This window comes from Duganella kummerowiae (genome assembly GCF_053572355.1).
In genome coordinates this window covers 116,774-141,438 of record NZ_JBKFEH010000015.1, presented here as the reverse complement: position 1 = coordinate 141,438, position 24,665 = coordinate 116,774, and the positions used below count along the sequence as shown (strand labels likewise).

Genomic DNA, 24,665 nt, shown 5'->3' with positions numbered 1-24,665 from the left:
CTCCAGGCTAGACGGTGGATGGCAGCGGCACGCGCGCCGTGACGGTGGTGCCGGCCGCGCTGGAGCTGATGTCCAGCCGGCCGCCGATGGCGTCCATGCGCTCGAGCATGTTGCGCAGTCCGATGCCGCGCTGTGGGTGCCGGGCCACGTGCTCGGCGTCGAATCCGGCGCCGTCGTCGCGGATTTGCAGCTCGACCGCCTCGGCGTCGGCGCACAGCTTGATGTCGATGCGGCTGGCGCCGGCGTGGCGCTCGGCGTTGGCCAGCGCTTCCTGTGCCAGGCGGAACAGCACCGTGTCGGCCACTTGCGGCAGGCCGTCGGTGTCGCCCTCGGCGTGGAAGTGGATCGGGGTGGCGCTGCTCAGGCCAGCTTCCTGGGCCAGGTGGCCCAGCGCCGCCGCCAGCCCCAGGTCGTCCAGGATGGCGGGCCGCAGGTTGTGCGAGATGCGGCGCACCTCGCCCAGCACGTCGTTGAGCTGCCCGGCCGCGTGCTCAAAACCGGCCTGGGCCGCCTGCAGCTGGGCCGGGCCGCCGCCCTGCCCCAGGCGGATGATGCCGGCCTCGATCTGCAGCTTGATCGACACCAGCCACTGGCTGATGCCGTCGTGCAGGTCGCGCGACAGCCGGGCCCGCTCCTCCTCCTGCGATTCCACCACGCGCTGGGCCAGGGCCTTGAGCTTGGCATCCGCCACCCGCAGCTCGCTGATGTTGAGCGCCACGCCGGACACGGCCACCGCCACCGCGCTGGCAATGGCAATGGCGGCGATCCACAGCATGGTGTTGCGGATGTTGCCGGACTGCTGGACGTCGACCTGGGCCAGGGCGCGGTCCACGTCGTCCAGATAGATGCCGGTGCCCATCATCCAGCCCCAGCCGGGCAGTGCGATCACATAGCCCAGCTTGGCCACGGGCCTGTGGGTGGAGGGCTTGACCCACATGTAGCGCTCCAGCCCTCCCCCGGCGCGGGCCCGCGCCAGCAGGCGCTGTATGGTCGGGTTGCCCTCGGCGTCGCGGAGATCAAACAGGTTCCGGCCCACCAGTTCGGGCTGGCGCGGATGCATCAGCGACTTGCCCTGCATGTCATACAGGAAGAAATAGCCGTCGTCGCCATAGCTCAAGCTGGACAGGATGCGCTTGGCCTCTTCCTTGGCGGCCTCGTCGGTGCGCCCGGAGTCGACCAAATGGGAGATGGAATGATGGGCCAGCGCCACGTAATGTTTGAGCTCCGCTTCCTTGCTGGATAAATACGCTTGCTGGATGCTGGCGCGCTGCTGCCGCGCCAGCAGCGCCGACTGGTGCCAGACCGCCGCCGCGATGGCCAGAAGGGCCAATATCATGGGCGTAATCGCCAGGAATATGACTTTTTGCCGCAACTTCATCCGACCGCCCCCTATTACCGAAGGCCGATTGTACGCCGCCCGGCCGCGCCCGGCCTACGTAGTAATACCGATGGTACTGCGTAGTGCTGCGCTTGCGGCAGATATCAGGTCGGTGAATACTTTACATAAGCTGCCCGCATGCCTTTTGGCACAGAGCGGCATCAACATTCCTTGGAGAACCGCATGAAACTATTACCCTCCTCCCCGGCCGCCATGCTGGGCTGGGCCGCCCTGTCCGTGGCCGGCGCGGCCTCGCTGGGCGTGGTGGCCCTGCACCGGGGCGAACCGATCAGCGCAATCTGGATCGTCATTGCCGCCGTCTGCATCTACCTGATTGCCTACCGCTTCTACAGCCTGTTCATTGCCGAGCAAGTGCTGCAGCTCAATCCGCGCCGCCAGACCCCGGCCCAGCGCCTCAACGATGGCCTGGACCACGTACCCACCAACAAGTACGTACTGTTCGGCCACCACTTCGCCGCCATTGCCGGCGCCGGCCCGCTGGTGGGCCCGGTGCTGGCGGCCCAGATGGGCTATTTGCCCGGCATGCTGTGGATACTGGCCGGCGTGGTGTTTGCCGGCGCCGTGCAGGACTTCATCGTGCTGTTCATTTCCATGCGGCGCGACGGCCGCTCGCTGGGCGACCTGATCAAGCAGGAGCTGGGCCAGATCCCCGGCATGATCGCGCTGCTGGGCACTTTCATGATCATGGTCATCATCCTGGCCGTGCTGGCCCTGATCGTGGTGAAGGCGCTGACCGGCTCGCCCTGGGGCAGCTTCACCGTCATGGCCACCATCCCCATTGCCCTGTTCATGGGCGTGTATTCGCGCTTCATCCGGGTCGGCCGCGTGGGCGAGGTGTCGGTGATCGGCTTCATCCTGCTGATGGGCGCCATCTTCGGCGGCCAGTACGTGCAGGAAAATCCGGCCCTGGCGCCCATGTTCACCTACACCGGCACCGAGCTGACCTGGATGCTGATCGGCTACGGCTTCGTGGCCTCGGTGCTGCCCGTGTGGCTGCTGCTGGCGCCGCGCGACTACCTGTCCACCTTCCTCAAGATAGGCACCATCGTCGGCCTGGCGCTGGGCATCCTGGTGGTGGCACCCTACCTCAAGATGCCGGCTCTGACCAAGTTCATCGACGGCACCGGCCCGGTCTGGTCCGGCACCCTGTTCCCCTTCCTGTTCATCACCATTGCCTGCGGCGCCGTGTCCGGCTTCCACGCCCTGATCTCCTCCGGCACCACGCCCAAGATGATAGAGAATGAATCGCACGCGCGCTTCATCGGCTACGGCGCCATGCTGATGGAATCCTTCGTCGCCATCATGGCCCTGGTGGCCGCCTCCACCATCGAGCCGGGCATCTATTTCGCCATGAACAGCCCGGCCGCCCTGATCGGCACCACCCCGGAAGCGGTGGCGCACGCCGTGTCGCAGATGGGCTTCTACCTGACGCCCGAGATGCTGACCGCAACCGCCAAGGAAGTCGGCGAGCACACCATCATCTCGCGCGCCGGCGGCGCTCCCACCCTGGCCGTGGGCATGGCCCACATCCTGTCGGGCGTGATCGGCGGCAACGAGATGCGCGCCTTCTGGTACCACTTCGCCATCCTGTTCGAAGCCCTGTTCATCCTGACCGCCGTCGACGCAGGCACCCGCGCCGGCCGCTTCATGCTGCAGGACTTGCTGGGCGCTTTCGTGCCGGCCATGAAGCAGACCGAGAACACGTTCGCCAACCTGCTGGCCACCGCCCTGTGCGTGGCGGCCTGGGGCTACTTCCTGTACCAGGGCGTGGTCGACCCGCTGGGCGGCATCAACACCCTGTGGCCGCTGTTCGGCATCGCCAACCAGATGCTGGCCGGTATCGCCCTGATCCTGGGCACCTGCGTGCTGTTCAAGATGAAACAGGGCCGCTTTGCCTGGGTCACCCTGGCGCCCACCGTGTGGCTGCTGCTGTGCACGCTGACGGCCGGCTGGCAGAAGATCTTCGACGCCAATCCCAAGGTCGGCTTCCTGGCCCACGCCGCCAAATACCAGGCCGCCTACGACAAGGGCGAGCTGCTGGCCCCGGCCAAGTCCGTGGCGCAGATGCAGCAGGTGATCTTCAACGATTACCTGGACGCGGGCCTGGCCGGCTTCTTCATCGTGGTGGTGCTGGCGGTGCTGGTGTTCGGCGTGCGCACCGCGCTGCGGGCCCGCGCCAGCGCCCTGCCCAGCGTGCACGAAAGCCCGCTGGTGCTGGCCCCGCAGGTGCCCTGATGCTGGGCGAACTGGCCAAGGCCGGGCGCTATCTGGGCCAAAGCATGCGCCTGATGATGGGACTGCCGGACTACGACGCCTACGTGGCGCACCGCGAGGCCACCCATCCCGGCGAACCCGTCATGAGCTACGAGGAATTCTTCCGTGAACGCCAGGAAGCCCGCTACGGCGGCGCGGGCAAACGCGGCGGCTGTTGCTGACACCGGAAACCGGCTCCCCGCGAGCCGGTTTTTTTTACTTCTGCATGAGTTTTTGTGGAACTATATTGATAAGCCGCAGTCGAACCGGTTTCAGCAACGCTGACGGGATGACATGGCACAAGGTTTTTCGTACATGGAAGCATTTTCGCGCAACCTGGGCTGGGTCACGGCGGCGGAGCAGCAAGCCCTGCGCGGCAAGCGCGTGGCCATTGCCGGCCTGGGCGGGGTCGGTGGCGGCCACCTGCTGACCCTGGCGCGGCTGGGCATAGGCGCCTTCCATATCGCCGATTTCGACGCCTTCGACCTGGCCAATTTCAACCGCCAGGCGGGAGCCAACATGAACACGCTGGGCCAGCCCAAGGTGGAGGTGCTGGCGCGCATGGCGCTGGACATCAACCCGGAGCTGGACCTCAGGCGCTTCCCGGCCGGGGTGCGGAGCAGCGACCTGGCCGCATTTTTCGAGGGCGTGGACTTGTATGTGGACAGCCTGGATTTTTTTGCCTTCGAGGCACGCCAGGGCGTGTTCGCGGCCTGCGCCCGGCTCGGCATCCCGGCCATCACGGCGGCGCCGCTGGGCATGGGCACGGCCCTGCTGGTCTTCCTGCCGGGCGGCATGACCTTCGAGGAATACTTCGGCTGGGGCCAGCTGCCGGAGGAGGAAAAGGCGCTGCGCTTCCTGGTCGGCCTGGCCCCGGCCGGGCTGCAGGCCGGCTACCTGGTCGATCCGGCCGCCATCAACCTGGGCGAGCGTCGCGGCCCATCCACCATCATGGGCTGCGAACTGTGCGCGGGCGCCGCCGCCACCGAGGCGCTGAAAATCCTGCTGGGGCGGGGCCGGGTCTGGGCCGCCCCCTACGGCCTGCAGTTCGACGCCTACCGCAACCGGCTGGTGCGCACCTGGCGTCCCGGTGGCCACCGCCACCCGCTGCAGCGACTGGCGCTGGCCCTGGCGCGGCGCCGCCGTCCGTCAGCGCCACAGGAAAGCCGCCCATGAACACGCCGACGAGGGGGATGGACCCCGTGCTGGAGCGGATACTGGACCTGGCGCGCTGGGCCCCCAGCGGCGACAACACCCAGCCCTGGCGCTTCGAGATCATCGGCCCGCGCCAGGTGGTGGTGCACGGGCACGACACGCGCGAGCACTGCGTCTACGACCTGGACGGCCATCCCAGCCAGATCTCGCTGGGCGCCTTGCTGGAAACCATGGCGATTGCCGCCAGCACGGCCGGACTGGCCATGCGCGCCACCCGGCGCACGCAGGCGCCCGATACCCATCCCACCTTCGACGTGCAGTTCGACAGCGCCCCCGGGCTGGCGCCGGACCCACTGGCGGGCGCCATCGAGCGCCGCAGCGTGCAGCGCCGCCCGCTCAGCACACGCTCGCTGCGGGCCGCCGAGAAAGCCGCCCTGCAGCTATCCCTGCCGCCCGGCTACGACCTGCTGTGGCTGGAAGGCGCCGGCCGGCGCTGGGCCATGGCGCGCTTGCTGTTCCGCAACGCCCGTCTGCGCCTGACCATGCCGGAGGCCTTCCAGACCCACCGCGCCGTGATCGAGTGGAATGCCCGCCACAGCCTGGACCGCATGCCCGACCAGGCACTGGGCGTGGACCCGCTGACGGCGCGTTTGATGCGCTGGGTGATGCAGAGCTGGCCCCGTGTCGAATTTTTTAACACCTGGCTGGCCGGCACCTGGGCCCCGCGCATCCAGATGGATTGGCTGCCGGCCCTGGCCTGCGCCGCCCACTTCGTGCTGCTGGCGGAGCAGCCGCCGCGCGGCATCGACGATTACGTGGCGGCCGGGCGGGCCATGCAGCGCTTGTGGCTGGCCGCCACCACACTGGGCCTGCAGCTGCAGCCCGAGCTGACGCCGCTGATCTTTGCCCGCTACGTGCGCGAGCAGCGTCCGTTCTCGGCAGCACCAGGCATGCACGAGTCCGCCGCCGCGCTGGCCGCCGAGGCCGGGTCCCTGATCGGCCCCGGCAACCTGGCCCGCGCCGTGTTCCTGGGCCGCCTGGGCGAGGGACCGGCGCCGGCGGCGCGCTCGCTGCGCCTGCCATTGCAGGAGTTGATCGTCCATGCCGGAGGCCAAGGTGCGCGCGATTAGGGGCCGCGAGATCGCGTGCTTCCTGGCCTTGCTGGCGCTGATACTGCTGCTGGGGGCGGGCAGCGCCGCCCTGCTGCTGGGCAGCCTGCCGCTGGGCGACTTCCGTGGCGTGCTGCTGATGCTGGGCGGCGCCGTGCTGGTCTACCTGTGGGCCTTCCTCGTGTACCGCCTGTTCCTGGCGGCGCTGCCGCTGGCCGAAGGCGTGATTGCCGAACACTCGCGCGCCGAGTTCGCGGCCAACGTCAACATCCTGTTCTACCTGCTGCTGTTCAACAGCCTGATACGCACCCACGCCATCCCGGTGCCGCTGATGCGCCTGGTCTACCTGGCGCTGGGCGCACGCCTGGGCCGCAACACCTACAGCGCCGGGGCCATCCTCGATCCACCGCTGACGCGCATCGGCAGCAACACCATCATCGGCCATGACGCCGTGATTTTTTCCCATGTGATCGAGGGTGCGCGGCTGGAATTGAAGCCGGTGCATATCGGCGACGGCGTCACCATCGGTGCGATGGCGGTGGTGATGGCCGGCGTGTGCATAGGCGACGGCGCCATCGTCTCGGCCGGGGCCGTGGTGGCCAAGGATAGCCGCATCGGCGCCGGCGAAGTGTGGGGCGGGGTGCCGGCCCGGCTGCTGCGCGCGGCGCACTGACGGAATTTTTTACACATTTCCGTGAAGCAGGCTGCAGCTTCATGCAAGCCTTTGATTTTTCGATTAAAACCCGGGTGGCAGGCTTTTTGCACACTAGCCAGTACCGGCGCTGGCGCCGGCCTTATCCACTACCTGGGAGTCCCATCATGAGTTTCAAATCCGCACTGGGCGCCGCCCTCGCCTGCGCCGTCCTGGCCCTGCCGGGCGCCGCCTCCGCCGGCCCCACCGTGGGCCTGGATCCAACCGGCGCCGGCAGCTACACCACCTATGCCGACCTGTGGACCAACGTCACCGATACCGGACTGGCCACCGGCTTCATCCCCGGCCTGATCGTCGGGCCGGGCGGCGCCGCGCCCTACCTGACCGAGCTGCGCTCGCAGTTCGTGATCGGCACCATGTCCAACAGCAATACCCCGGCCATCGTGACCCCGGCCGGCTTGAACAGCAGCTTCGAGATCAGCGCCGTGATCCGCTTCCAGGAACTGGTCGACCTGCAGACCGCCACCACGGCCCACTTCGCACTCCCCGCCAGCCAGTCGGCCGCGATGGACGTGGACCTGGCCCATGCCGGCGTGCAGAACATCGCCATCTACCTGGACCGCCTGGTGCCAGGGCCGGGCGCCGACAGCGTGGCCGTGCCCGGCAACGGCGCGTCCACCGTGCGCTGTTACGGCGCCGGCAGCACCTCGGCCGGCTGCGGCGGCCCGGCCGACCCGGACGGCGACGGCATCCTGGTCATGTCCGGCCACCTGATCTTCAACGACGCCAGCTTCACCGCCACCGGCGCGGTGGGCACCGGCTCCTTCGACTCGCGCTTCATGATCGATTACGTGGACGCCAACTACCTGGACGTGGCCACCGGTTCCATCTTCAGCAACATCATCACCGGCACCACCAACGTGCCCTCCTTCTTCACCCCCAGCGTGATGTGGGACGGCACCACGGTGAGCACCGTGCCCTTCCTGAAAGTGGATTCCTCGCAAAGCTTTGCCGCGCTGGCGGTGCCTGAACCGGCCACGCTGGCCCTGCTGGGACTGGGCTTTGCCGGCCTGGCGCTGAGCCGGCGTCCGCTGAGCCGGCACCCGCTGAGCCGGCACCCGCTGAGCCGGCGCCGGCGGAAGCAGGAACAGCCCGCGCCGCTTGCCGGACTGTGCGCCTGCTAGGACGCCAGCACGCCATCCAGCAATTCCACGAAGCGGCGTGGTGCCGGCGCAGCCGCCAGCACCTGCGCCAGCCGTGCCGCGGCCGCACGCGGCCCGGGCTGCTCAAGCAGCGCCATCACCGTGTGCTGCAATTCCCCCTCCTGCAGGCGGTCGGCGCGCAGCACGGCGCCGGCCCCTGCCCGCATCACGCCATCCATGTTGAGGAACTGGTCCAGGTTGCCGGCGATGCCCAGCACCGGCACCCCGGCCGCCAGCGCCTGCTGGCTGGTCGGACTGCCGCCGTTGCAGATGACCAGGGCGGCGCGGCGCGCGGCCGCCTCGCCCGGCACATAGGACGCCATGTACGCATTGGCGGGCGGCCGCGCCGGCGGCGGCCGCCCCGCCGTGGCCACCATGGCCGTCAGCGGCAGCGGGGCCAGGGCGTGCAGCACCAGCGGCAGCAAGTCACCCTGGCCGGAGCTGCCCAGGGTGACATACACGACGGGTAGCGCCGGCGGCAAGGCATGCCACCAGGGCGGCAGCGCCACCGGCGGCGACCACAGTACCGGCCCCAGATAGGCGTGCGTGGCAGGCAGTCCATCCGTCGGGAACATTTCCGGCACATCGGCATACCAGGTGTGGTCGGCATCCGTATAGACGCGGCGCAAATCCGGACCCAGCGAGGGCAGGCGGTAGGCTTGCCGCACCTGGTTCAGCGGCCGCGCGTGGCGGGCGAACGCCAGTGGCCGCATCAGCTGGAACATGGCTTGCGCCAGCGGGATGGGCAGCACCCGGCTCATGGCCAGGCTGGGAACGGTGTAATGCTGGCGCGCATACGGACTCCAGTAGGCGTTGGCCAGCGCCACATAAGGCAGCCGCGCGATGCGCGCGCTGGCCGACAGCGACAGCCGGAAGTCGCCCACCACCACGTCCGGACGCAGTTCGGCCAGCAGATGCAGGTCTTCCTCGACATAGCGCTGCAGGGTGGCCTGGTCGTACACCGGCTGGCCGGCCGCCAGCGCCGCCAGGAAGCGCGCGCTGGAGATGCTGGCCAGCGGCCAGTGCCGCAGGCCGCTGTCGGCAAAGAAATGCTCGTAGCCGCCGGCACAGGCAAAGTGCACCTCGTAACGTTCAGGCGCCAGGGCGCCCGCCAGCGCCAGCGGCCTCGCGACGTGCGCCAGCGTGACGGCTTCCGCCATGAACAGGATGGTCGCGCGCGTCATGGCCAGCCGTGGAGAAAGCACAACGCAGGCACGCCACGCCGGGGGACAGCCGCTTTGACGCCGCTCAAAGCCGCACGCCTTAGACGCAGATCAAAGCCGTTCCGGCCTGAAGCAGATATTTTTCCTTTTAGCACTTTCCCGCCCCACTTATTCACCCCTGAACCATGACAGCTGCGCACCGCCCCGTCCATGCCGTGCCCGCCGGTCCGCCACGGACCCGGGGCTAGGCCATGTTCCAATTCGAGCGCTCCAGCCTGAGCCGGAAGCTGGCCATGATCTCGGCACTGTCCACCGGCAGCGCCCTGCTGCTGGTGTTCCTGGCGTATGCGGCCACCACCGTGCTCAGCCACACGGCCGAGGAGCGCAAGCAGCTGTCCTCGCTGGCCGGCGTGATCGGCGCCCACAGCGTGCAGGCGCTGCGCCATGGCGACCGCAAGCAGGCCGCGCAAATCCTGGCCGCGCTGGCGCTCAAGGACGATATCCTGCAGGCCGTGCTGTACGATGGTGACGGCCTGCCCCTGGCCCAGTATGCGGCCGAGGGCGTGGCGGCGCCGGAAACCGGCGCGCTCAGCAGCGCCGAACTGGCGCTGCCGGCCCGCAGCGAACGGCGCGGCCCGCTGTGGGAACCCACCTTGAGGGTCTACACGCCGGTGCCCTACCGTGACGAGATCGTGGGCGCCGTGATGCTGGAAGGCGGCCAGGGCGCCATGTGGCTGCAGGTGCTGCGCAACCTGGCTGTGGCCGGCGCGGCGGCGCTGCTGTCGCTGCTGGTGGCGCTGCTGATGGCGGCGCGCTTCAGGCGCGGCATCGCGGCGCCCATTGCCACCCTGATCGAGGCGGCCCGCCAGGTCAGCAGCAGCCAGAGCTACGCGCACCGCATCGAGCATAGCCGCAGCGACGAGCTCGGTACACTGATCGACAGCTTCAACGACATGCTGGCCCAGATCGAGGGCCACGACGCCACGCTGGCCCAATACCGCGACCAGCTGGAACGCCAGGTCGGGGTGCGCACGGAGCAGCTGGAAAAGGCCAAGAATGCCGCTGAGTCCGCTAGTCAGGCCAAGAGCGCCTTCCTGGCCACCATGAGCCACGAAATCCGCACTCCCATGAACGGGGTGCTGGGCATGACGGAGCTGCTGCTCGGTACCCCACTGAGCGAACAGCAGCGCCATTACACCAATATGGTCAAGCGCTCGGGCGAACATCTGCTGGTCATCATCAACGACATTCTGGATTTTTCGAAAATAGAAGCGGGCAAGCTGACGGTGGAATACATCCAGTTCCACGTGCGCGACCTGATGGACGAGATCGAGAACGTGTTCGCGCCCCAGGCCCAGGCCAAGGGGCTGCGCCTGGAGGTGGCGGTGGCGGACGAGATTCCGGTCACCATCTGCGGCGATCCCAACCGTCTGCGCCAGGTGATCGTCAACCTGCTCGGCAACGCAGTCAAGTTTACCGACAGCGGCAAAATCGTGGTGCACGCCACGCTGGAGGGCGAGGATGCGCAAGCGGTGGCGCTACGCTTCGCCGTGCACGACACCGGCATCGGCGTCTCGCGCGAGGCGCGCGCCCGCATCTTCGACTCGTTCTCGCAGGCGGACGGTTCCACCACGCGCAAGCATGGCGGCACCGGACTCGGGCTGGCCATCTCGCGCCAGCTGGTGGAACTGATGGGCGGCGTGATCGGCATGGACCATGCGCTGCCGCAGGGCTCGGTGTTCTGGTTCACGGTGCAGGCCGACAAGCGCCGGGTCGAGGGCGAGGATGCGGCCTACCTGGCCGGCGGCGCAGGCCTGCGCGTGCTGCTGGTGGACGAGGACGACGCCAGCCGGGGCCAGCTGGAGGCGTGGCTGGCCGGCTGGCAGGTGGCCTGCGTCAGCGTGGCGGCCTCTGCCGCGTTGCCGCGCCTGCTGCAGGCAGCGCGCGATCAGCGCGCCTACCATGTGGCGCTGCTGGACATGGAGCTGCCGCGCACCAGCGGGCTGGCGATGGCGGCCGCCATCAAGGCCGATCCCGCGCTGGCGGCCACGCGCGTGGTCCTGCTCAGCAGCGGGCGGACGGCGGCCGACCCGGTGCAGCGCCGCGCGGCAGGGGTCGCCATCCAGCTGCTCAAGCCGCCCCGCGCCTGCGATGTGTACGACAGCGTGGTGTTGCCGTTCAAGGGTGCGCCGTCGGACGGCCACGCGGACGCCATCGCGCACGCGCAGCGGCCGCTGTCGGGCAACGCCGCCGGACAGGCGGCCCCCGCGCCGCCCGTCCCGGCCTTCAGCGCGGCCATCGCGCCCGCCGTGCCGCAGTCCATCCCTGCGGCGGCGCCGGCCCGCAAACGGCGCAGGGTGCTGCTGGCCGAGGACAATCCGGTCAACGTCGAAGTGGCCAGCGCCATGCTGGAAGGCCTGGGCCTCGAAGTGAGCCGCGCCAGCAATGGCGAGCAAGCCCTCAACTCGGTGCGGCAGCACCATTTCGACGCGGTGCTGATGGATTGCCAGATGCCGGTCATGGACGGCTTTGCCGCCACCTCGGAAATCCGCCGCCACGAGCAGCAGCACGGCGGGGCGCGCACCCTGCCCATCATCGCCATCACGGCCAACGCACTGCAGGGCGACCGCGAATCGTGCCTGGCGGCCGGCATGGACGATTACCTCAGCAAGCCATACACCCAGCAGGCGCTGGGCCAGACCCTGGGCCGCTGGATCAAGCTGCCACGCAGCATGCGAGGCCTGGCCGACGCCGATACAGCGCCAGAAGCCGAGACGGCAGTGCAAGCGCACGCATCGCACGCAGCGTCCGCGCCACAGGACACCGATGCGGCGCTGCACACGCACGCAGCGGCCATTGCGGCCACGGCGCCCCAGCCCGCGCCCGCCATGCAAGCCGGCCCGCCGCGCCTCAACGCGCAGGCGCTGGACAACATCCGCGCCCTCAGCCCGGCGGGCGGCGCGGCCCTGCTGGCGCGCGTGCTGCGGGCCTACCTGCAGGACACCCCGGGACAGCTGCAGGCCCTGGGCCGCGCGGTGGCGGCGGCCGACACCGACTCCATCCGCAAGACCGCGCACAGCCTCAAGTCCAGCAGCGCCAACGTCGGCGCCGAGGCGCTGGCGCAGCTGTGCCGCGAGCTGGAACAACTGGGACGCGGCGGCGTCAGCGCCGGCACCGCTCCCCTCCTGGCCGCTGCGGAGCGCGAATTCCAGGCCGTGCAGCCAGCCCTGGCGGCCATACTTGAAAAGGACAGCTGATATGGCAACGCCCCTCCCCCCCCAACGCGGCCTGGTGCTGGTGGCTGACGACGATCCCGTCATGCGCATGCTGATGCTGGAGATGCTGGGCCAGGTCGGCCTGGATGGCATCGAGGCCGAGAACGGCGCCCAGGCCCTGGCCTATTACCAGAGCATGGCGCCCGACCTGGTGCTGCTGGACGTGGACATGCCTGGCATGGACGGCTTCGCGGTGTGCCAGGCCATGCGCCAGATGGAGGGCCATGCCGGGGCCCCGGTCATCATGGTCACCGGCGGCGACGACCTGGAAGCCGTCACCCATGCCTACGAGGCGGGCGCCACTGATTTTGTGTCCAAGCCCATCAACTGGCCCATCCTCGGCCACCGGGTGCTGTATGTGCTGCGCGCCAGCGACGCCATCGCCCGCCTGCGCATTGCCGACGCCCAGAACCGCGCCGTGCTGGCCGCCATCCCCGACACTTTCTTCCGCATGAACCGCGACGGCTATTACCTCGACTACGAGCAGGGCCACGACGGCGAACCGGCCAGCGGCGCCCCGGCCCGGGTCGGGCGCCATGTGAGCGAGGTGCTGCCACGCGCCATCGCGGACCGCCTGCAGGAGGAGCTGCAGACCGTGCTGCGCACCCAGCACATCCGCTCGCTCGACTACGAGCTGCGGCGCATGGACGGCGAGCGCCACGTGGCCCAGCATTTCGAGGCGCGCCTGGTGGCCACCGGCCCGGACGAAGTGCTGGGCCTGGTGCGCGACATCAGCGAGCGCAAGCACGCCGAGGAGCAGATACGCCGGCTGGCGTATTCCGACAGCCTGACCGGCATCCCCAACCGCCAGGCCTTCCTGGAAATGCTGGAGAGTGAGCTGGACCGCTCGCGCAAGGGCAACAAGAAGTTCGCCGTGCTGTTCATGGACCTGGATTCCTTCAAGCGCATCAACGACACCCTGGGCCACAACGTGGGCGACAGCCTGCTCAAGGCCGTCTCCGACCGCCTGCGCGACACCATACGGCCCAGCGACCTGCTGTCGCGCACCGAGCTCACCACCAACAACCTGGCGCGCCTGGGCGGCGACGAGTTCACCATCCTGATTCCCGACCTGGAGCGGGTCGACAACGCGCTGGCGGTGGCGCACCGGGTCAAGGAAGCCATGCGCCGGCCCTTCATCCTGGAGGCGCACGAGATCTTCGTCACGGCCAGCATCGGCATTTCGCTGTATCCGGAGGATGGCGAGGACTGCAACTCGCTGCTCAAGTTCGCCGACACCGCCATGTACCACGCCAAGAACTGCGGCAAGAACAACGCCAAGCTGTACAGCTCCTCGCTGACCATGCAGATCATGAGCCACGTCAAGCTGGAGGTGGGCTTGCGCAAGGCGCTGCAGAACAACGAGCTGTATCTGCTGTACCAGCCGCAGATCGATGTGGCCAGCGCCCGCATCGTCGGGGTCGAGGCGCTGGTGCGCTGGCGCCACGCCGAGCGCGGCATCGTCTCGCCCACCGAGTTCATCCCGCTGGCAGAGGAGACCGGGCTGATCGTGCCGATCGGCGAATGGGTGCTGCGCACCGCCTGCAAGCAGGCCCGGGCCTGGCAGCGCCCCGGCCAGCCGCCGCTGCGCATCGCGGTCAACCTGTCGGCCAAGCAGTTCAAGGACGACAACCTGGCGCCTATCGTGCTGTCGGCCCTGCACGATTCCGGCCTGGAGCCGCAGCTGCTGGAACTGGAGCTGACCGAGGGAACGCTGATGGACGATGCGCGCGCCACCATGGCCACACTGGAGCAGCTGCGCGCCATCGGCGTGTATTTGTCGATCGACGACTTCGGCACCGGCTATTCGTCGATGAATTACCTGAAGCGCTTCCACGTGCGCGCCCTCAAGATCGACAAGAGCTTCATCAGCGGCCTGCCGCAGGATTCCGAGAATGCCGCCATCACGCGGGCCATCATCGCCATGGCGCACGGCCTGAAAATGGCGGTGGTGGCGGAAGGCGTGGAGACCGATGAACAGCTGGTGCTGCTGGAGGAATACGGCTGCGACCTGGTGCAGGGCTATTACCTGGGCCATCCCTCGCCGCAGGAAGCCATCACCGACATGCTGCGCCACCAGTACGCGCTGGCCGGCCCGGCCGCCATGTGAGTCCTACAGCACGCCGCCATCCTTCAGCGCCGCGATGTCGGCCGGGCTGTAGCCCAGCGATTGCAGCACTTCCTCGTTGTGCTGGCCCAACTCGGGTCCCAGCCACTGCGTGCCGCCCGGGGTGGCCGACAGCTTGGGCGAGACCGCCGGCAGCTGCACCGGCGTGCCGTCGGCGAACTGGTGCTGCTCGAACATGCCGCGCGCCAGGAATTGCGGGTCGCTCATCATGTCGCGCACCGAATAGATTTTGCCGGCCGGGACGTCGGCCGCCTTCAGCACCGCCAGCGCGCCATCGATATCCTGGGTGTCGCACCAGGCCTGGATGGCGTCGTCGATTTCCCTGGTGCGCGGCACGCGGCCGTCGTTGCGGGCCAGGCCGGGATCGCCCGCCATGTCGATGCGGCCCATGGCCAGCATCAAACGCTTGAAGATGGCGTCGCCATTGCCGGCAATGACGATGTTCTGGCCGTCGCGCGTGGTGTAGGTGTTGGACGGCACGATGCCGGGCAGCGCGCCGCCGGTGCGCTCGCGCACCACGCCTGCGTGGCTGTATTCCGGCACCAGCGATTCCATCAGGTTGAACACGGATTCATACAGGGCCACGTCCACCATCTGGCCCTCGCCATGTTCGCGGCCGCCAGTGGCGTCACGGTGGCGCAAGGCCATCATGGCGCCGATCACGCCGTGCAGGGCCGCCACCGAGTCGCCTATGGAAATGCCAACCCGCACCGGCGGCCGGTCCGGGAAGCCCGACACATAGCGCAGCCCGCCCATGGATTCGCCAATGGCGCCAAAGCCCGGCAAATCCTTCATGGGACCGCTCTGGCCGAAGCCGGACAGGCGCACCATGACGGTGGACGGCTTAAGCGCCTTCAACTGCTCATAGCCCAGCTCCCACTTCTCCAGCACGCCGGGACGGTAGTTCTCGATGATGATGTCGGCTTCCAGCGCCAGCTTGCGGGCGATGGCGCGGCCTTGCTCGTGCTTGAGGTTGAGCGTCACGCTTTTCTTGTTGCGCGCCTGGACAGACCACCACAGCGAAGTGCCATCCTTGAGCACGCGCCACTTGCGCAGCGGGTCGCCCTCGCCCGGGGTTTCGATCTTGATCACCTCGGCGCCGAACTCGCCCAGCATGCGGGCACAAAAAGGGCCCGCGATCAGCGTGCCCAGTTCCAGTACCTTGATGCCCGCCAGCGGTCCCGCCTTGGCTCCCGCGTTGGCCGCGCCCGTATCCTTGCCCATCATGTCGTCCTTCGATCCAGCATGGCGCGGGCGATGGTGCCCGCGTCCACGTATTCCAGTTCGCCGCCCACCGGCACCCCGCGCGCCAGGCGGCTGACCTTGAGGCCGCGCGCCTTGAGCATCTCGCTGATGTAGTGCGCGGTGGCCTCGCCTTCGTTGGTGAAATTGGTGGCCAGCACCACTTCGCCCACCAGGCCGTCGGTGGCGCGCGCGCTCAGCTTTTCCAGGTGGATGTCGCGCGGGCCTATGCCGTCCAGCGGCGACAGGCGGCCCATCAGCACGAAGTACAGGCCCTTGTAGGTCAGGGTCTGTTCTATCATGAGCTGGTCGGCCGGGGTCTCGACCACGCACAGCAGGGCGCGGTCGCGCTGCTCGTCGGCGCAGGTGGCGCACACCTCCTCTTCCGTGAAGGTATTGCACAGCGCGCAGTGGTGCACGGACTGCACCGCCTGGTGCAGGGCGCGCGACAGCATGTCGGCGCCCTCGCGGTCGTGCTGCAGCAGGTGGAAGGCCATGCGCTGGGCCGATTTCGGCCCCACGCCGGGCAGGCGGCGCAACGCCTCGGCCAGGAATTCAAGCGACTTGGACATGAACGCGCGCGCGCCGCTCCGTGCTTAGAACGGCATCTTGAAGCCGGCCGGCAGGTTCAGGCCCGAGGTCAGGCCGCCCATTTTCTCGGCGGCCGTCGCTTCGGCCTTGCGCACGGCGTCGTTGAAGGCGGCCGCCACCAGGTCTTCCAGCATGTCCTTGTCGTCACCCAGCAGCGAGGGATCGATCACCACGCGCTTGACGTCGTTCTTGCAGGTCATGGTGACTTTCACCAGGCCGGCGCCGGACTGGCCCTCGACCTCGATCAGGGCCAGCTGTTCCTGGGCCTTTTTCATGTTGTCCTGCATTGCCTGGGCTTGTTTCATCAGGCCGGCCAGTTGGTTCTTCATCATGATGGTGTTCTCCGTTGAGTATAGGTTGAATGATCAGTGCGGCGCGGCCTGCGCGGCCGGCGGCGGCGTGATGCTGCCGGGGACCACGAAGGCGTCGAATTCGCGGATCATGCTGTTGACGAATGGATCGTTGGCGATGGTTTCCTCGGCGGCGCGCTGGCAAGCCTCGCGGAAGGCCTGGGCCTCGGCGCTGGCCGTGTACCACACGGGGCCGAGCTCGGTGTCGACCCGGATGGCGCGGCCGAAGCGTTCATTCAGGGCTGCGCTGAGTTTTTCCACGTTGCCGGGTGTGCGCCAGGTCTCGATCGGCACCCGCAGCTTGATCACCACGGCGTTGCCGTCCACGTGGCAGCCGACCAGCTCGGCCTGCATGGCCAGCTGTTGGGCCACGCCGCGCAAGGGCAGCGAGGCCGCCACGGCCGGCCAGTTGCCGTCCCAGTCCAGTTCGGGCACGGGCGTGATCACGTAGTCGTAGGGCGCCTTGGCCGGGGCCGGAGCGGCGCGCTGCGGAATGGCGATCTGCTGTTCCGGCTCGTCGTAAGGGGCCGATGCCGGGACGGCGGTATCGTCCGAGAATTCCGTCACCCAGGGCGGTAGGTCGTCCTCCGGTTCTGCGCGCTGGGCCGGGCGCTGCGGCGCCTGCGGAGCGGCGGCGGGACGGGCCGGGGCGTGCTGCATGACGGGGGTCTCGCTGCCGGCTTGCGGCGGCATGTCTTCCCACGGCGCCGGGGCGCGAGTGGCGGCAGGCTGCGATGGCGCGGCCGCGCCCGGAGCAACGGAGCCCGACGTGGCGGCGTGGAACTGCGGTCTGGCCGGAGGAACGCTGGCGCCCGACGGCGGTTGCGCGGCGGCGCCCGGAGCAGCGACGCCCGGCGTGGCGACGCCCGGCGTGGCGGAGCCCGGCGTGGCGACGCCCGGCGCGCCTGGGCGCGGCGACGCCTGCGTCGCCGGATACTGGCTTGCCGCCTGCGGCGCGGCGGCGTGAGATGCGGCAGCATGCGATGCGGACGGCTGGGGCAGCGCTGCTTGTGATGCAGGTGCAGCGGCGGGCGGCGGCGCGGCCGGGCGGCTGCCGCCGGGTCGCGAAGCGGCGCGCGCCGCTTCCAGCGCGGCGTTGATGGCGGCGCGGGCCGGACTCAGTGGGGCGCTGGGCGCAGGCGAAGCTGGGTTAGGCGCTGCGGTCTGTGCGTGTGCCTGCGCGGCGGGAGTAGGTGATGCCGTGGCTGGCGCAGGCTGCATTCCATGGGCAGGCGCTGCGGCCGGCGCGGACTGCATTCCATGGGCAGGCGCTGCGGACGGCGTTGCGGGCTGCATTGCATGGGAGGGTGCGATGGCCGCCGGGGCCGGCGGCACTGGGCGGGTTTGCGCGGCGCCCGGCGCGGCCGCTACCGGCACCGACTGCGGCAGCGCGACGCCGCGCGCCATGGCGGCAGCAGCCCCTGCCACCACGGCCTGCGGCGTCACCGAGGCGTGGCTGGCCTGCGCATGGGCCGCAGCGCGGGCCGGCGGCGCACCGGCCGCGGCGCGGGCGGCGGCCACGCCGGCGGCGCGCGATGCGGCCGGCGCGGCGGCCGGCTGACCTTCGGCGCCGCCTACGCCGGGCCGAAAGGCCAGCATGCGCAGCAGCGTCATGGAAAAGCCCGCGTATTCATCGGGCGCCAGCCCCAGCTCGTTACGGCCGTGCACCGCGATCTGGTAATACAGCTGCACTTCCTCGGCATCGAAGGCTGAGGCCAGGCGCACGATGTCGCCATACTCGGGCAAATCCTGCGGCACGGCCGAGGGCACCGTCTGCGCCAGCGCGATCCGGTGCAGCAAGGTGCCCAGGTCCTGCAAGGCGCCGTTGTAGGAAAGGCTGCGCGTGGCCATCTCGTCGGCCACGGCCAGCAGGTCGGCGCCATCCTGTTTGGCCAGCGCGTCCAGCAGGCGCACCAGGTAGGACTGGTCCAGCGCCCCCAGCATGCCCTGCACCGCTTCCAGCGTGACCGCGCCGGCCGCATAGGCGATGGCCTGGTCGGTCAGCGACAGCGCATCGCGCATGGAACCGTGCGCGCCCTGGGCCAGCAGGCGCAAGGCCGGCTGTTCGAAGCTGACCTGCTCTTGCCCGAGGATATTTTCCAGGTGGCCGACGATGTGCCCCGGCGGCATCTGCTTCAGGTTGAACTGCAGGCAGCGCGACAGCACGGTGACCGGTATCTTTTGCGGATCGGTGGTGGCCAGGATGAACTTGACGTGCTCGGGCGGTTCCTCCAGCGTCTTGAGCATGGCGTTGAAGGCATGGTTGGTCAGCATGTGCACCTCGTCGATCATGTAGACCTTGAAGCGCGCGTTGCTGGGCGCGTACACCGCCTGCTCCAGCAGCTGGGCCATTTCATCCACGCCGCGGTTGGAGGCCGCGTCCATCTCGATGTAGTCCACGAAGCGCCCACCATCGATGGCCACGCAAGCCTCGCACACGCCGCAGGGCGTGGCCGTGATGCCGCCATTGCCGTCCGGTCCCACGCAGTTGAGCGACTTGGCCAGGATGCGCGACAAGGTGGTCTTGCCGACGCCGCGCGTGCCGGTGAACAGGTAGGCGTGGTGCAGGCGGCCGCTGCGCAGGGCGTGCGTGAGCGCACGCACGACGTGCTCCTGGCCGACGAGCGTTTCGAAATTCCTGGGACGGTACTTACGGGCGAGGACTTGATAGGACATGCGGGGATTTTACCGTAGAAGCTCGTCGGCGAGGACAAAAGCGAAATTGTAACAAGGCATGCAGGAATTCGATAGCCGTTAGGAAATACTCTACACTTTGCTTTTCTTTTAACAGGATAAAAGATGAAAACACTGGCCTTGCTGTCCCTGCTGTCCTTGTCCGTGCTTGCCCACGCCCAGGAGCGTGAATGGATTCCCTACAAGAAGCTGGTGGAGAAATCCAGCGTCGAGAAATACTATGCCATGCCTGCAGCCGAGCGCGACAAGGTCAACCTCTACCTGCGCCTGATCCCGGAGAACAAGAACATCAAGCCGGGCGACCTCAAGCTGACCGTGCTGCACAATGGCGAGCGCACGGCCATCCCGGTTTCGCCCGAGGGACGCTTCACCTTGGTGCCCAATCAGAAATGGATCAGCGAGAACGCGATGACGCTGCTGTCCGTGCCCAAGGAAGAAAAGGCCGGCTTCTTCTACGACGCCACCGTGCCGCTGGGCGATGGGACCCAATGGCCATATAACAGTGTGATGGGCGGCGTGCCGCAGGCGAACAATGTGGTCAAGGCCATCGCCGGCGCCATGAGCATGTTCGCGCCGTCGATGAAGGTGGTGATATTCAAGTTCAGCAAGCCGGCCACCCTGCGCATCGAAGCCAAGGATGGCGCCAAGGTCTACAGCACCGACGCCCGCAACCGCATCAAGCTCAAGCCGGAAAGCGTCTGGGTCAAGGAAAACCCGCTGATGGTGGCCAGCGAGAAGCCGCTGGAAGCCGAGCTCGATACCGAATAAAAAAATGCCAAGCAACCCGGTGTCAGCAACCCGGTGTCAGATCTGCCAAAAGCAACCCGGTGTCAGATCTGCCAAAAGTACATGAGCTCGGCCATATGAAACGAACTCATGTACCAATGGCAGACCTGACACCATGTTGTGGACACCATGTTGTGAGATCTGCCAAAAGTACATGAGCTCGGCCACATGAAGCGAACTCATGTACCAATGGCAGACCTGACACCATGTTGGACACCATGTTGGGACAACATATTGAACAAAAAAAAAGCTGCCAGTGGCAGCTTTTTTTGAATAAGGAGGCGAGCCTGATCTGCGGCACTTATGGTTAGCAGCTGTGGCTGCTTCGTTCCCGACCTGACCAGGTTGGCCGCGCCACAATGCGCAGGGGCCCGCCAGGCGCCATTATACCCGTTCCCGGATATTCGTGGAAGGCAGGTGAATCACAGGCCCAGCTGCTGCCAGATCTCGTCCACCTTGCGCTTGACGTCAGGCGTCATGGTGATGGTGGTGCCCCACTCGCGGCTGGTCTCGCCCGGCCATTTGTTGGTGGCGTCTATGCCCATCTTGCTGCCCAGGCCGCTGACCGGCGAGGCGAAGTCCAGGTAATCGATGGGCGTGTTGTCCACCAGCGTGGTGTCGCGGGTGGGATCGACGCGGGTGGTAATGGCCCAGATCACTTCCTTCCAGTCGCGCACGTCGACATCCTCGTCCACCACCACGATGAACTTGGTATACATGAACTGGCGCAGGAAGCTCCACACGCCGAACATCACGCGCTTGGCGTGGCCGGCATACTGCTTCTTGATCTGCACCACGGCCATGCGGTAGCTGCAGCCTTCCGGCGGCAGGTAAAAGTCGGTGATCTCGGTGAACTGCTTTTGCAGCAGCGGCACGAACACCTCGTTCAGCGCCAGGCCCAGCACGGCCGGCTCGTCGGGCGGCTTGCCGGTATACGTGGAGTGGTAGATCGGATCGCGCCGCATGGTGATGCGGTCTATGGTGAACACCGGGAACCAGTCCTGCTCATTGTAATAGCCGGTGTGATCGCCATACGGGCCTTCCAGCGCATGCTCGTAGCCGGACGGGTGGTTCTCGTCCGGATAGATATGTCCTTCCAGCACGATCTCGGCCGAGGCAGGCACGCGCAGCTCGCTGCCGATAGCCTTGACCAGCTCGGTGCGGCTGCCGCGCAAGAGGCCGGCGAACTGGTATTCCGACAAGGTGTCCGGCACCGGCGTCACCGCGCCCAGGATGGTGGCCGGATCGGCGCCCAGCGCCACGCACACGGGATAGGGTTGTCCCTTGTTACGGATGGCGTGCTCGCGAAAGTCCAGCGCGCCGCCGCGATGCGCCAGCCAGCGCATGATGACCTTGTTCGGCCCCAGCACCTGCTGGCGGTAGATGCCCAGGTTCTGGCGCTTCTTGTTCGGTCCCTTGGTGATCACCAGCCCCCAGGTAATCAGAGGGGCGACGTCGCCCGGCCAGCAGTGCTGGATCGGTAGTTTCGCCAGATCGACGTCATTGCCCTCCCAGACCACCTCGTGGCAAGGCGCGCCACGCAGCTCCCTGGGTGACATGTCCCACACAGCCTTGACCAGCAAGCCCATGCCCATCAGGTCCTTGAATCCTTTGGGCGGCTCGGGTTCCTTGAGCCGGGCCAGCACGTGGCCTATCTTGCGCAATTCACTCACATCCTCGGCGCCCATGCCCAGCGCCACCCGGCGTGGAGTACCGAACAGATTGCCCAGCACGGGGATGCTGTAACCGGTGGGATTTTTGAACAGCAGGGCCGGGCCGGCGGCCCGCAGGGTGCGGTCGCACACCTCCGTCATCTCCAAATTCGGCGAAACCGGTAACAAAATGTGTCTAAGTTCGTCTATTTGTTGCAGTTGAGAAAGGAAATCGCGCAGGTCAGTATATTTCATCGTTTTTTAATTTTTTTTCGCTGTGGAGGCCGCAGCTTAAAAATCGGGGTCAAGTGGTTGATTCTATTGGTTTTCCGGGGAAAGCAAGGCTGAATTCTAGATTTAAAAGTTATAGCTTTCGATTTCTATAGTATTGACGTGATATATCGTGCCCCCTACAATCTGCCCTACTTGAAGAGGACAGTGTCTCAGGACCATAACTAGTTGTCGCTCATTCATTCACGGAGTCGGGGCTCCAATGACATTTTAAGGAGTGTTTTCAAAAGGCGTCTGCCTTACCTCCCCGAGACAAGTTGTATTGCAACTGACGAAGTACCAGAAGCGGAAAAGTCAGCTTCCAGCAAGCAATGATGGCGTTCGACACGCGCGCTCCCGGCGTCGCGGCGAACGATGATATTTCTGATGTACGGCATTAGCTCTAACCTTTGGCTGCGTCTTGCGCGTCAGGGACGCGCTTCGCCGCACAATTCAGGGGGAACTCTATGATTAATCGTTTCACCGGTGCAATTTCGATTGCCCGCACCATGGCTGTCCGGCCTGCCGCGTGGATGACCGCGCCGCGCATTTCGGCCCGTGGCGTGCTGACCACCGCACAACATACGCTCACCATTTTTGGTATTTCGGCATTGGTAGTACTGGCAGTCCTGTTCGTCCGTCCTCAGCTGGCCAAGCAACTGAGCCTCGCCTTGAATCCCGAACCGGCCGCAGAAGCGCCTGCCGTGGCCGCGCCGCCGCTGACCGCCCTGATGCAAGCCCCTGCTCCCACCCAGGCCGCCGCTGAACCGGCGCCGCTGACGGCCGAGGAAAAGGCCCTGCTGGGCAACAAGAAGCAGCAGCAATGGGTTACCGAATGGCTGGCCAAGCGTTATCGCGTGGCCAATGACGCCACCAACATGCTGGTCTCCACCGCCTACCTGACTGCGCGTGAAATCAAGCTCGACCCCCTGCTGATCCTGGCCGTGATGGCCATCGAATCTGGCCTGAATCCGTTCGCGGAAAGCCCCATGGGCGCGCAGGGCCTGATGCAGGTCATGTCCAAGGTGCACCACGACAAATTCCAGGACATGGGCGGCGTCCAGGCGGCGCTGAACCCGGTCGCCAACATCCGCGTCGGCTCGCTGATCCTGAAGGATTACGTGACCCGTGGCGGCTCCGTGGAAGCCGGCCTGAAAACCTATGTGGGCGCCGCCGCCTTCGAGCACGACGACGGCTACGGTTCGCGCGTGCTGGCCGAATACAAGCGCCTCAAGCAGGTATCGGCCGGCAAGAAAGTGCCGACCATTACCCCCGCGGCGCCAATGCTTGCCGCCAAGGACGCCGTGCCGGGCGAGAAGGAAAAGAACAGTACGCAAATCGCGGGACTGTGAACCAGCCCCACGCAAGGAAGCCACCGCCCGGTGGCTTTTTTTTCGCCTCGTTAATGCGGCTTCAGCATGAGCGGGTAACTATCGCGGACAGGTGCTGACCTGGGTCTTGACGCCGTCGCGGAACGGGTCGCGGCCGCCGGTCAGGGCGTTGGACTGCGTGGCCGCGCAATAGCTGCTGCCGTTCGGCATGCGCACCTTGGCCATCTTGCGGCCGTCGGGGAGCTCGAAGGTCTCGATGTTGACGCCGGCCCGCGTGCCCTTCTCCGCCTCCTCCACCGCCGCCGACACGATATGCTTGTCGCGCGGGTTCCATGATTCCTTGCGCAGCTGGCGGTCGACAGCGCCAGCGCTTTTCAGCGACTGCTGCAGCACGTCGCCCTTGTCCTTGCCTCTCCCCTGGTCCTTGAGCGGCAGCGCAAATGGATCCGGCGGCGTGATGGGCAGCGGCTGCGCCAGCTGCGGCGCCTCGGCTGCAGATGGCGCGGTGGGCGGGACGGCCGATGGCGCGGCGGGTGGCAAATGGATGGGCTGCGGCGCGGCGGGCGCCCGTGCGCTACGCGGCTGCGCCGCAGTGTGCGGCCCGGACGGTGGCGCGTTACGCGCGTCGAGCCGCGGCGCCGGCCTGGGGGGCAGCACCCAGGTGATCTCCATGCGCCGCTGCTGGGCCGGGGCCGGCCGCAGATACTCCGGCGCACGCCACAGCATGAAGGCCAACAGGTGCACGCCGCCCAGGGCGGCCAGCAGCGCGCGCCGGCGCCATGGCGGTATCTGCGGATAAATCGCATTCTCCCTTGCTTGTAAGACTAGCGATTCTGCGCATTCCCTTGCGCAGCGTCAATCACGATACCGCTGGGTATGAAAAAAGCCACCGCAAGCTACCTTGGGTGGCTTTTCGCGATACCGGGTAGGGATCAGCGTTTCTTGTCGGCCGCCACTTCGTCGGCGCGCAGCTTGGCGGCCAGCTTGTCCAGCACGCCGTTGACGTACTTGTGGCCATCGATGCCGCCAAACGACTTGGTCAGCTCCACCGCCTCATTGATGATGACGCGATAGGGAATGTCCAGGTTGTTCTTGAACTCGTAGGCGCCGATCAGCAGCACCGCGTGCTCGATGGGCGACAGCTCGGCCACGCCGCGGTCCACCAGCGGCGCGAAGGTCTCGCGCAGGGCCACGGAATCCTGGATGGCGCCGTACAGCAGGTTGGTGAAGTGCTCGGCGTCGGCTTTCTCGAAGCCGTGTGCGGCGCGGATGTTGTTGACGACGGTTTTCGCGTCCTCATTGTTCAGCAGCCATTGATACAGTCCCTGCAGCGCGAACTCGCGCGCGCGGTGGCGCGGCGTGCGGTTCTTGCTCGGGTTGGCGTGCACAGTCTTGTCATTCATGGTTGTTGCC

Annotated in this window: 19 protein-coding genes and 1 other RNA gene; 10 read left to right on the top strand and 10 right to left on the bottom strand. The window is 67.2% G+C overall.

Annotation, left to right across the window (positions count from 1 at the left end):
- Positions 1-7: 7 nt before the first annotated feature.
- Positions 8-1,378 (bottom strand): cache domain-containing protein, encoded by a 1,371-nt coding sequence (locus ACLB1G_RS20275; RefSeq protein WP_491629046.1) that lies wholly within the window; start codon positions 1,376-1,378, stop codon positions 8-10.
- Positions 1,379-1,561: 183 nt separating this feature from the next.
- Here ACLB1G_RS20275 and ACLB1G_RS20270 point away from each other — a divergent pair, with 183 nt between their 5' ends.
- The 6 genes from ACLB1G_RS20270 to ACLB1G_RS20245 all read left to right on the top strand — a co-directional run bounded on the left by ACLB1G_RS20270 (position 1,562) and on the right by ACLB1G_RS20245 (position 7,752).
- Positions 1,562-3,634, top strand: a complete 2,073-nt coding sequence (locus ACLB1G_RS20270; protein ID WP_491629045.1) for a carbon starvation CstA family protein — start codon at positions 1,562-1,564, stop codon at positions 3,632-3,634.
- Entirely contained in the window at positions 3,634-3,834 is a 201-nt protein-coding gene (locus tag ACLB1G_RS20265) for a YbdD/YjiX family protein (RefSeq protein ID WP_491629044.1), read from the top strand. The genes ACLB1G_RS20270 and ACLB1G_RS20265 overlap by 1 nt, the downstream gene beginning before the upstream one ends.
- A gap of 112 nt (positions 3,835-3,946) precedes the next feature.
- On the top strand, positions 3,947-4,828 hold the full coding sequence (locus ACLB1G_RS20260) for a ThiF family adenylyltransferase (protein ID WP_491629043.1): 882 nt from the start codon (positions 3,947-3,949) through the stop codon (positions 4,826-4,828).
- On the top strand, positions 4,825-5,937 hold the full coding sequence (locus tag ACLB1G_RS20255) for a nitroreductase family protein (RefSeq protein WP_491629042.1): 1,113 nt from the start codon (positions 4,825-4,827) through the stop codon (positions 5,935-5,937). The genes ACLB1G_RS20260 and ACLB1G_RS20255 overlap by 4 nt, the downstream gene beginning before the upstream one ends.
- Positions 5,909-6,589, top strand: a complete 681-nt coding sequence (locus ACLB1G_RS20250) for an acyltransferase (RefSeq protein ID WP_491629041.1) — start codon at positions 5,909-5,911, stop codon at positions 6,587-6,589. Before ACLB1G_RS20255 ends, ACLB1G_RS20250 begins: the two co-directional genes overlap by 29 nt.
- Positions 6,590-6,735: 146 nt before the next feature.
- The gene (locus tag ACLB1G_RS20245) at positions 6,736-7,752 is read left to right on the top strand and encodes a PEP-CTERM sorting domain-containing protein (protein ID WP_491629040.1); all 1,017 of its coding nucleotides are present in this window, start codon (positions 6,736-6,738) and stop codon (positions 7,750-7,752) included.
- Here ACLB1G_RS20245 and ACLB1G_RS20240 read toward each other — a convergent pair.
- Entirely contained in the window at positions 7,749-8,954 is a 1,206-nt protein-coding gene (locus ACLB1G_RS20240; protein WP_491629039.1) for a glycosyltransferase, read from the bottom strand. The two genes, ACLB1G_RS20245 and ACLB1G_RS20240, sit on opposite strands and share 4 nt — an antisense overlap.
- A gap of 230 nt (positions 8,955-9,184) precedes the next feature.
- Here ACLB1G_RS20240 and ACLB1G_RS20235 point away from each other — a divergent pair, with 230 nt between their 5' ends.
- Together ACLB1G_RS20235 and ACLB1G_RS20230 are read left to right on the top strand one after the other, a co-directional pair.
- Positions 9,185-12,190 carry a response regulator gene (locus ACLB1G_RS20235; protein ID WP_491629038.1) on the top strand — a complete coding sequence of 1,002 codons (3,006 nt, stop codon included), beginning with the start codon at positions 9,185-9,187 and terminating at the stop codon, positions 12,188-12,190.
- 1 nt (position 12,191) lies between these two features.
- Complete coding sequence (locus tag ACLB1G_RS20230; protein ID WP_491629037.1) at positions 12,192-14,318, top strand: putative bifunctional diguanylate cyclase/phosphodiesterase; 2,127 nt, start codon at positions 12,192-12,194, stop codon at positions 14,316-14,318.
- 3 nt (positions 14,319-14,321) lie between these two features.
- Here ACLB1G_RS20230 and ACLB1G_RS20225 read toward each other — a convergent pair whose 3' ends face one another.
- From ACLB1G_RS20225 to dnaX, 4 genes are read right to left on the bottom strand one after another with little or no spacing between them, the layout of a single operon-like run.
- On the bottom strand, positions 14,322-15,563 hold the full coding sequence (locus ACLB1G_RS20225; RefSeq protein WP_491629036.1) for a CaiB/BaiF CoA transferase family protein: 1,242 nt from the start codon (positions 15,561-15,563) through the stop codon (positions 14,322-14,324).
- Positions 15,560-16,150, bottom strand: coding sequence for a recombination mediator RecR (gene recR / locus ACLB1G_RS20220; RefSeq protein WP_491629035.1), 591 nt, complete (start codon positions 16,148-16,150; stop codon positions 15,560-15,562). Before recR ends, ACLB1G_RS20225 begins: the two co-directional genes overlap by 4 nt.
- Before the next feature lie 24 nt (positions 16,151-16,174).
- Positions 16,175-16,501 (bottom strand): YbaB/EbfC family nucleoid-associated protein, encoded by a 327-nt coding sequence (locus ACLB1G_RS20215; RefSeq protein WP_491629034.1) that lies wholly within the window; start codon positions 16,499-16,501, stop codon positions 16,175-16,177.
- Positions 16,502-16,534: 33 nt separating this feature from the next.
- Positions 16,535-19,195, bottom strand: coding sequence for a DNA polymerase III subunit gamma/tau (gene dnaX, locus ACLB1G_RS20210; RefSeq protein WP_491629033.1), 2,661 nt, complete (start codon positions 19,193-19,195; stop codon positions 16,535-16,537).
- Positions 19,196-19,318: 123 nt separating this feature from the next.
- Between dnaX and ACLB1G_RS20205 the strand changes: the two genes are divergently transcribed.
- Complete coding sequence (locus ACLB1G_RS20205) at positions 19,319-19,981, top strand: hypothetical protein (RefSeq protein WP_491629032.1); 663 nt, start codon at positions 19,319-19,321, stop codon at positions 19,979-19,981.
- 295 nt (positions 19,982-20,276) lie between these two features.
- On the opposite strand, the gene ffs is transcribed toward ACLB1G_RS20205, so the two are convergent.
- Both ffs and ubiD read right to left on the bottom strand, forming a co-directional pair.
- Positions 20,277-20,375: signal recognition particle sRNA small type (gene ffs, locus ACLB1G_RS20200), an RNA gene on the bottom strand.
- Between the two features lie 46 nt (positions 20,376-20,421).
- Positions 20,422-21,906: a 4-hydroxy-3-polyprenylbenzoate decarboxylase gene (gene ubiD / locus ACLB1G_RS20195; protein ID WP_491629031.1), complete on the bottom strand. Its 1,485-nt coding sequence runs from the start codon at positions 21,904-21,906 to the stop codon at positions 20,422-20,424.
- Between the two features lie 482 nt (positions 21,907-22,388).
- Here ubiD and ACLB1G_RS20190 point away from each other — a divergent pair, with 482 nt between their 5' ends.
- A complete protein-coding gene (locus ACLB1G_RS20190; RefSeq protein ID WP_491629030.1) occupies positions 22,389-23,273 on the top strand; it encodes a transglycosylase SLT domain-containing protein in 885 nt (294 codons plus the stop codon).
- 78 nt (positions 23,274-23,351) lie between these two features.
- On the opposite strand, the gene ACLB1G_RS20185 is transcribed toward ACLB1G_RS20190, so the two are convergent.
- Positions 23,352-23,996 (bottom strand): hypothetical protein, encoded by a 645-nt coding sequence (locus ACLB1G_RS20185; RefSeq protein WP_491629029.1) that lies wholly within the window; start codon positions 23,994-23,996, stop codon positions 23,352-23,354.
- Positions 23,997-24,184: 188 nt separating this feature from the next.
- Entirely contained in the window at positions 24,185-24,655 is a 471-nt protein-coding gene (gene nusB, locus ACLB1G_RS20180) for a transcription antitermination factor NusB (protein ID WP_491629028.1), read from the bottom strand.
- Positions 24,656-24,665 lie beyond the last annotated feature (10 nt).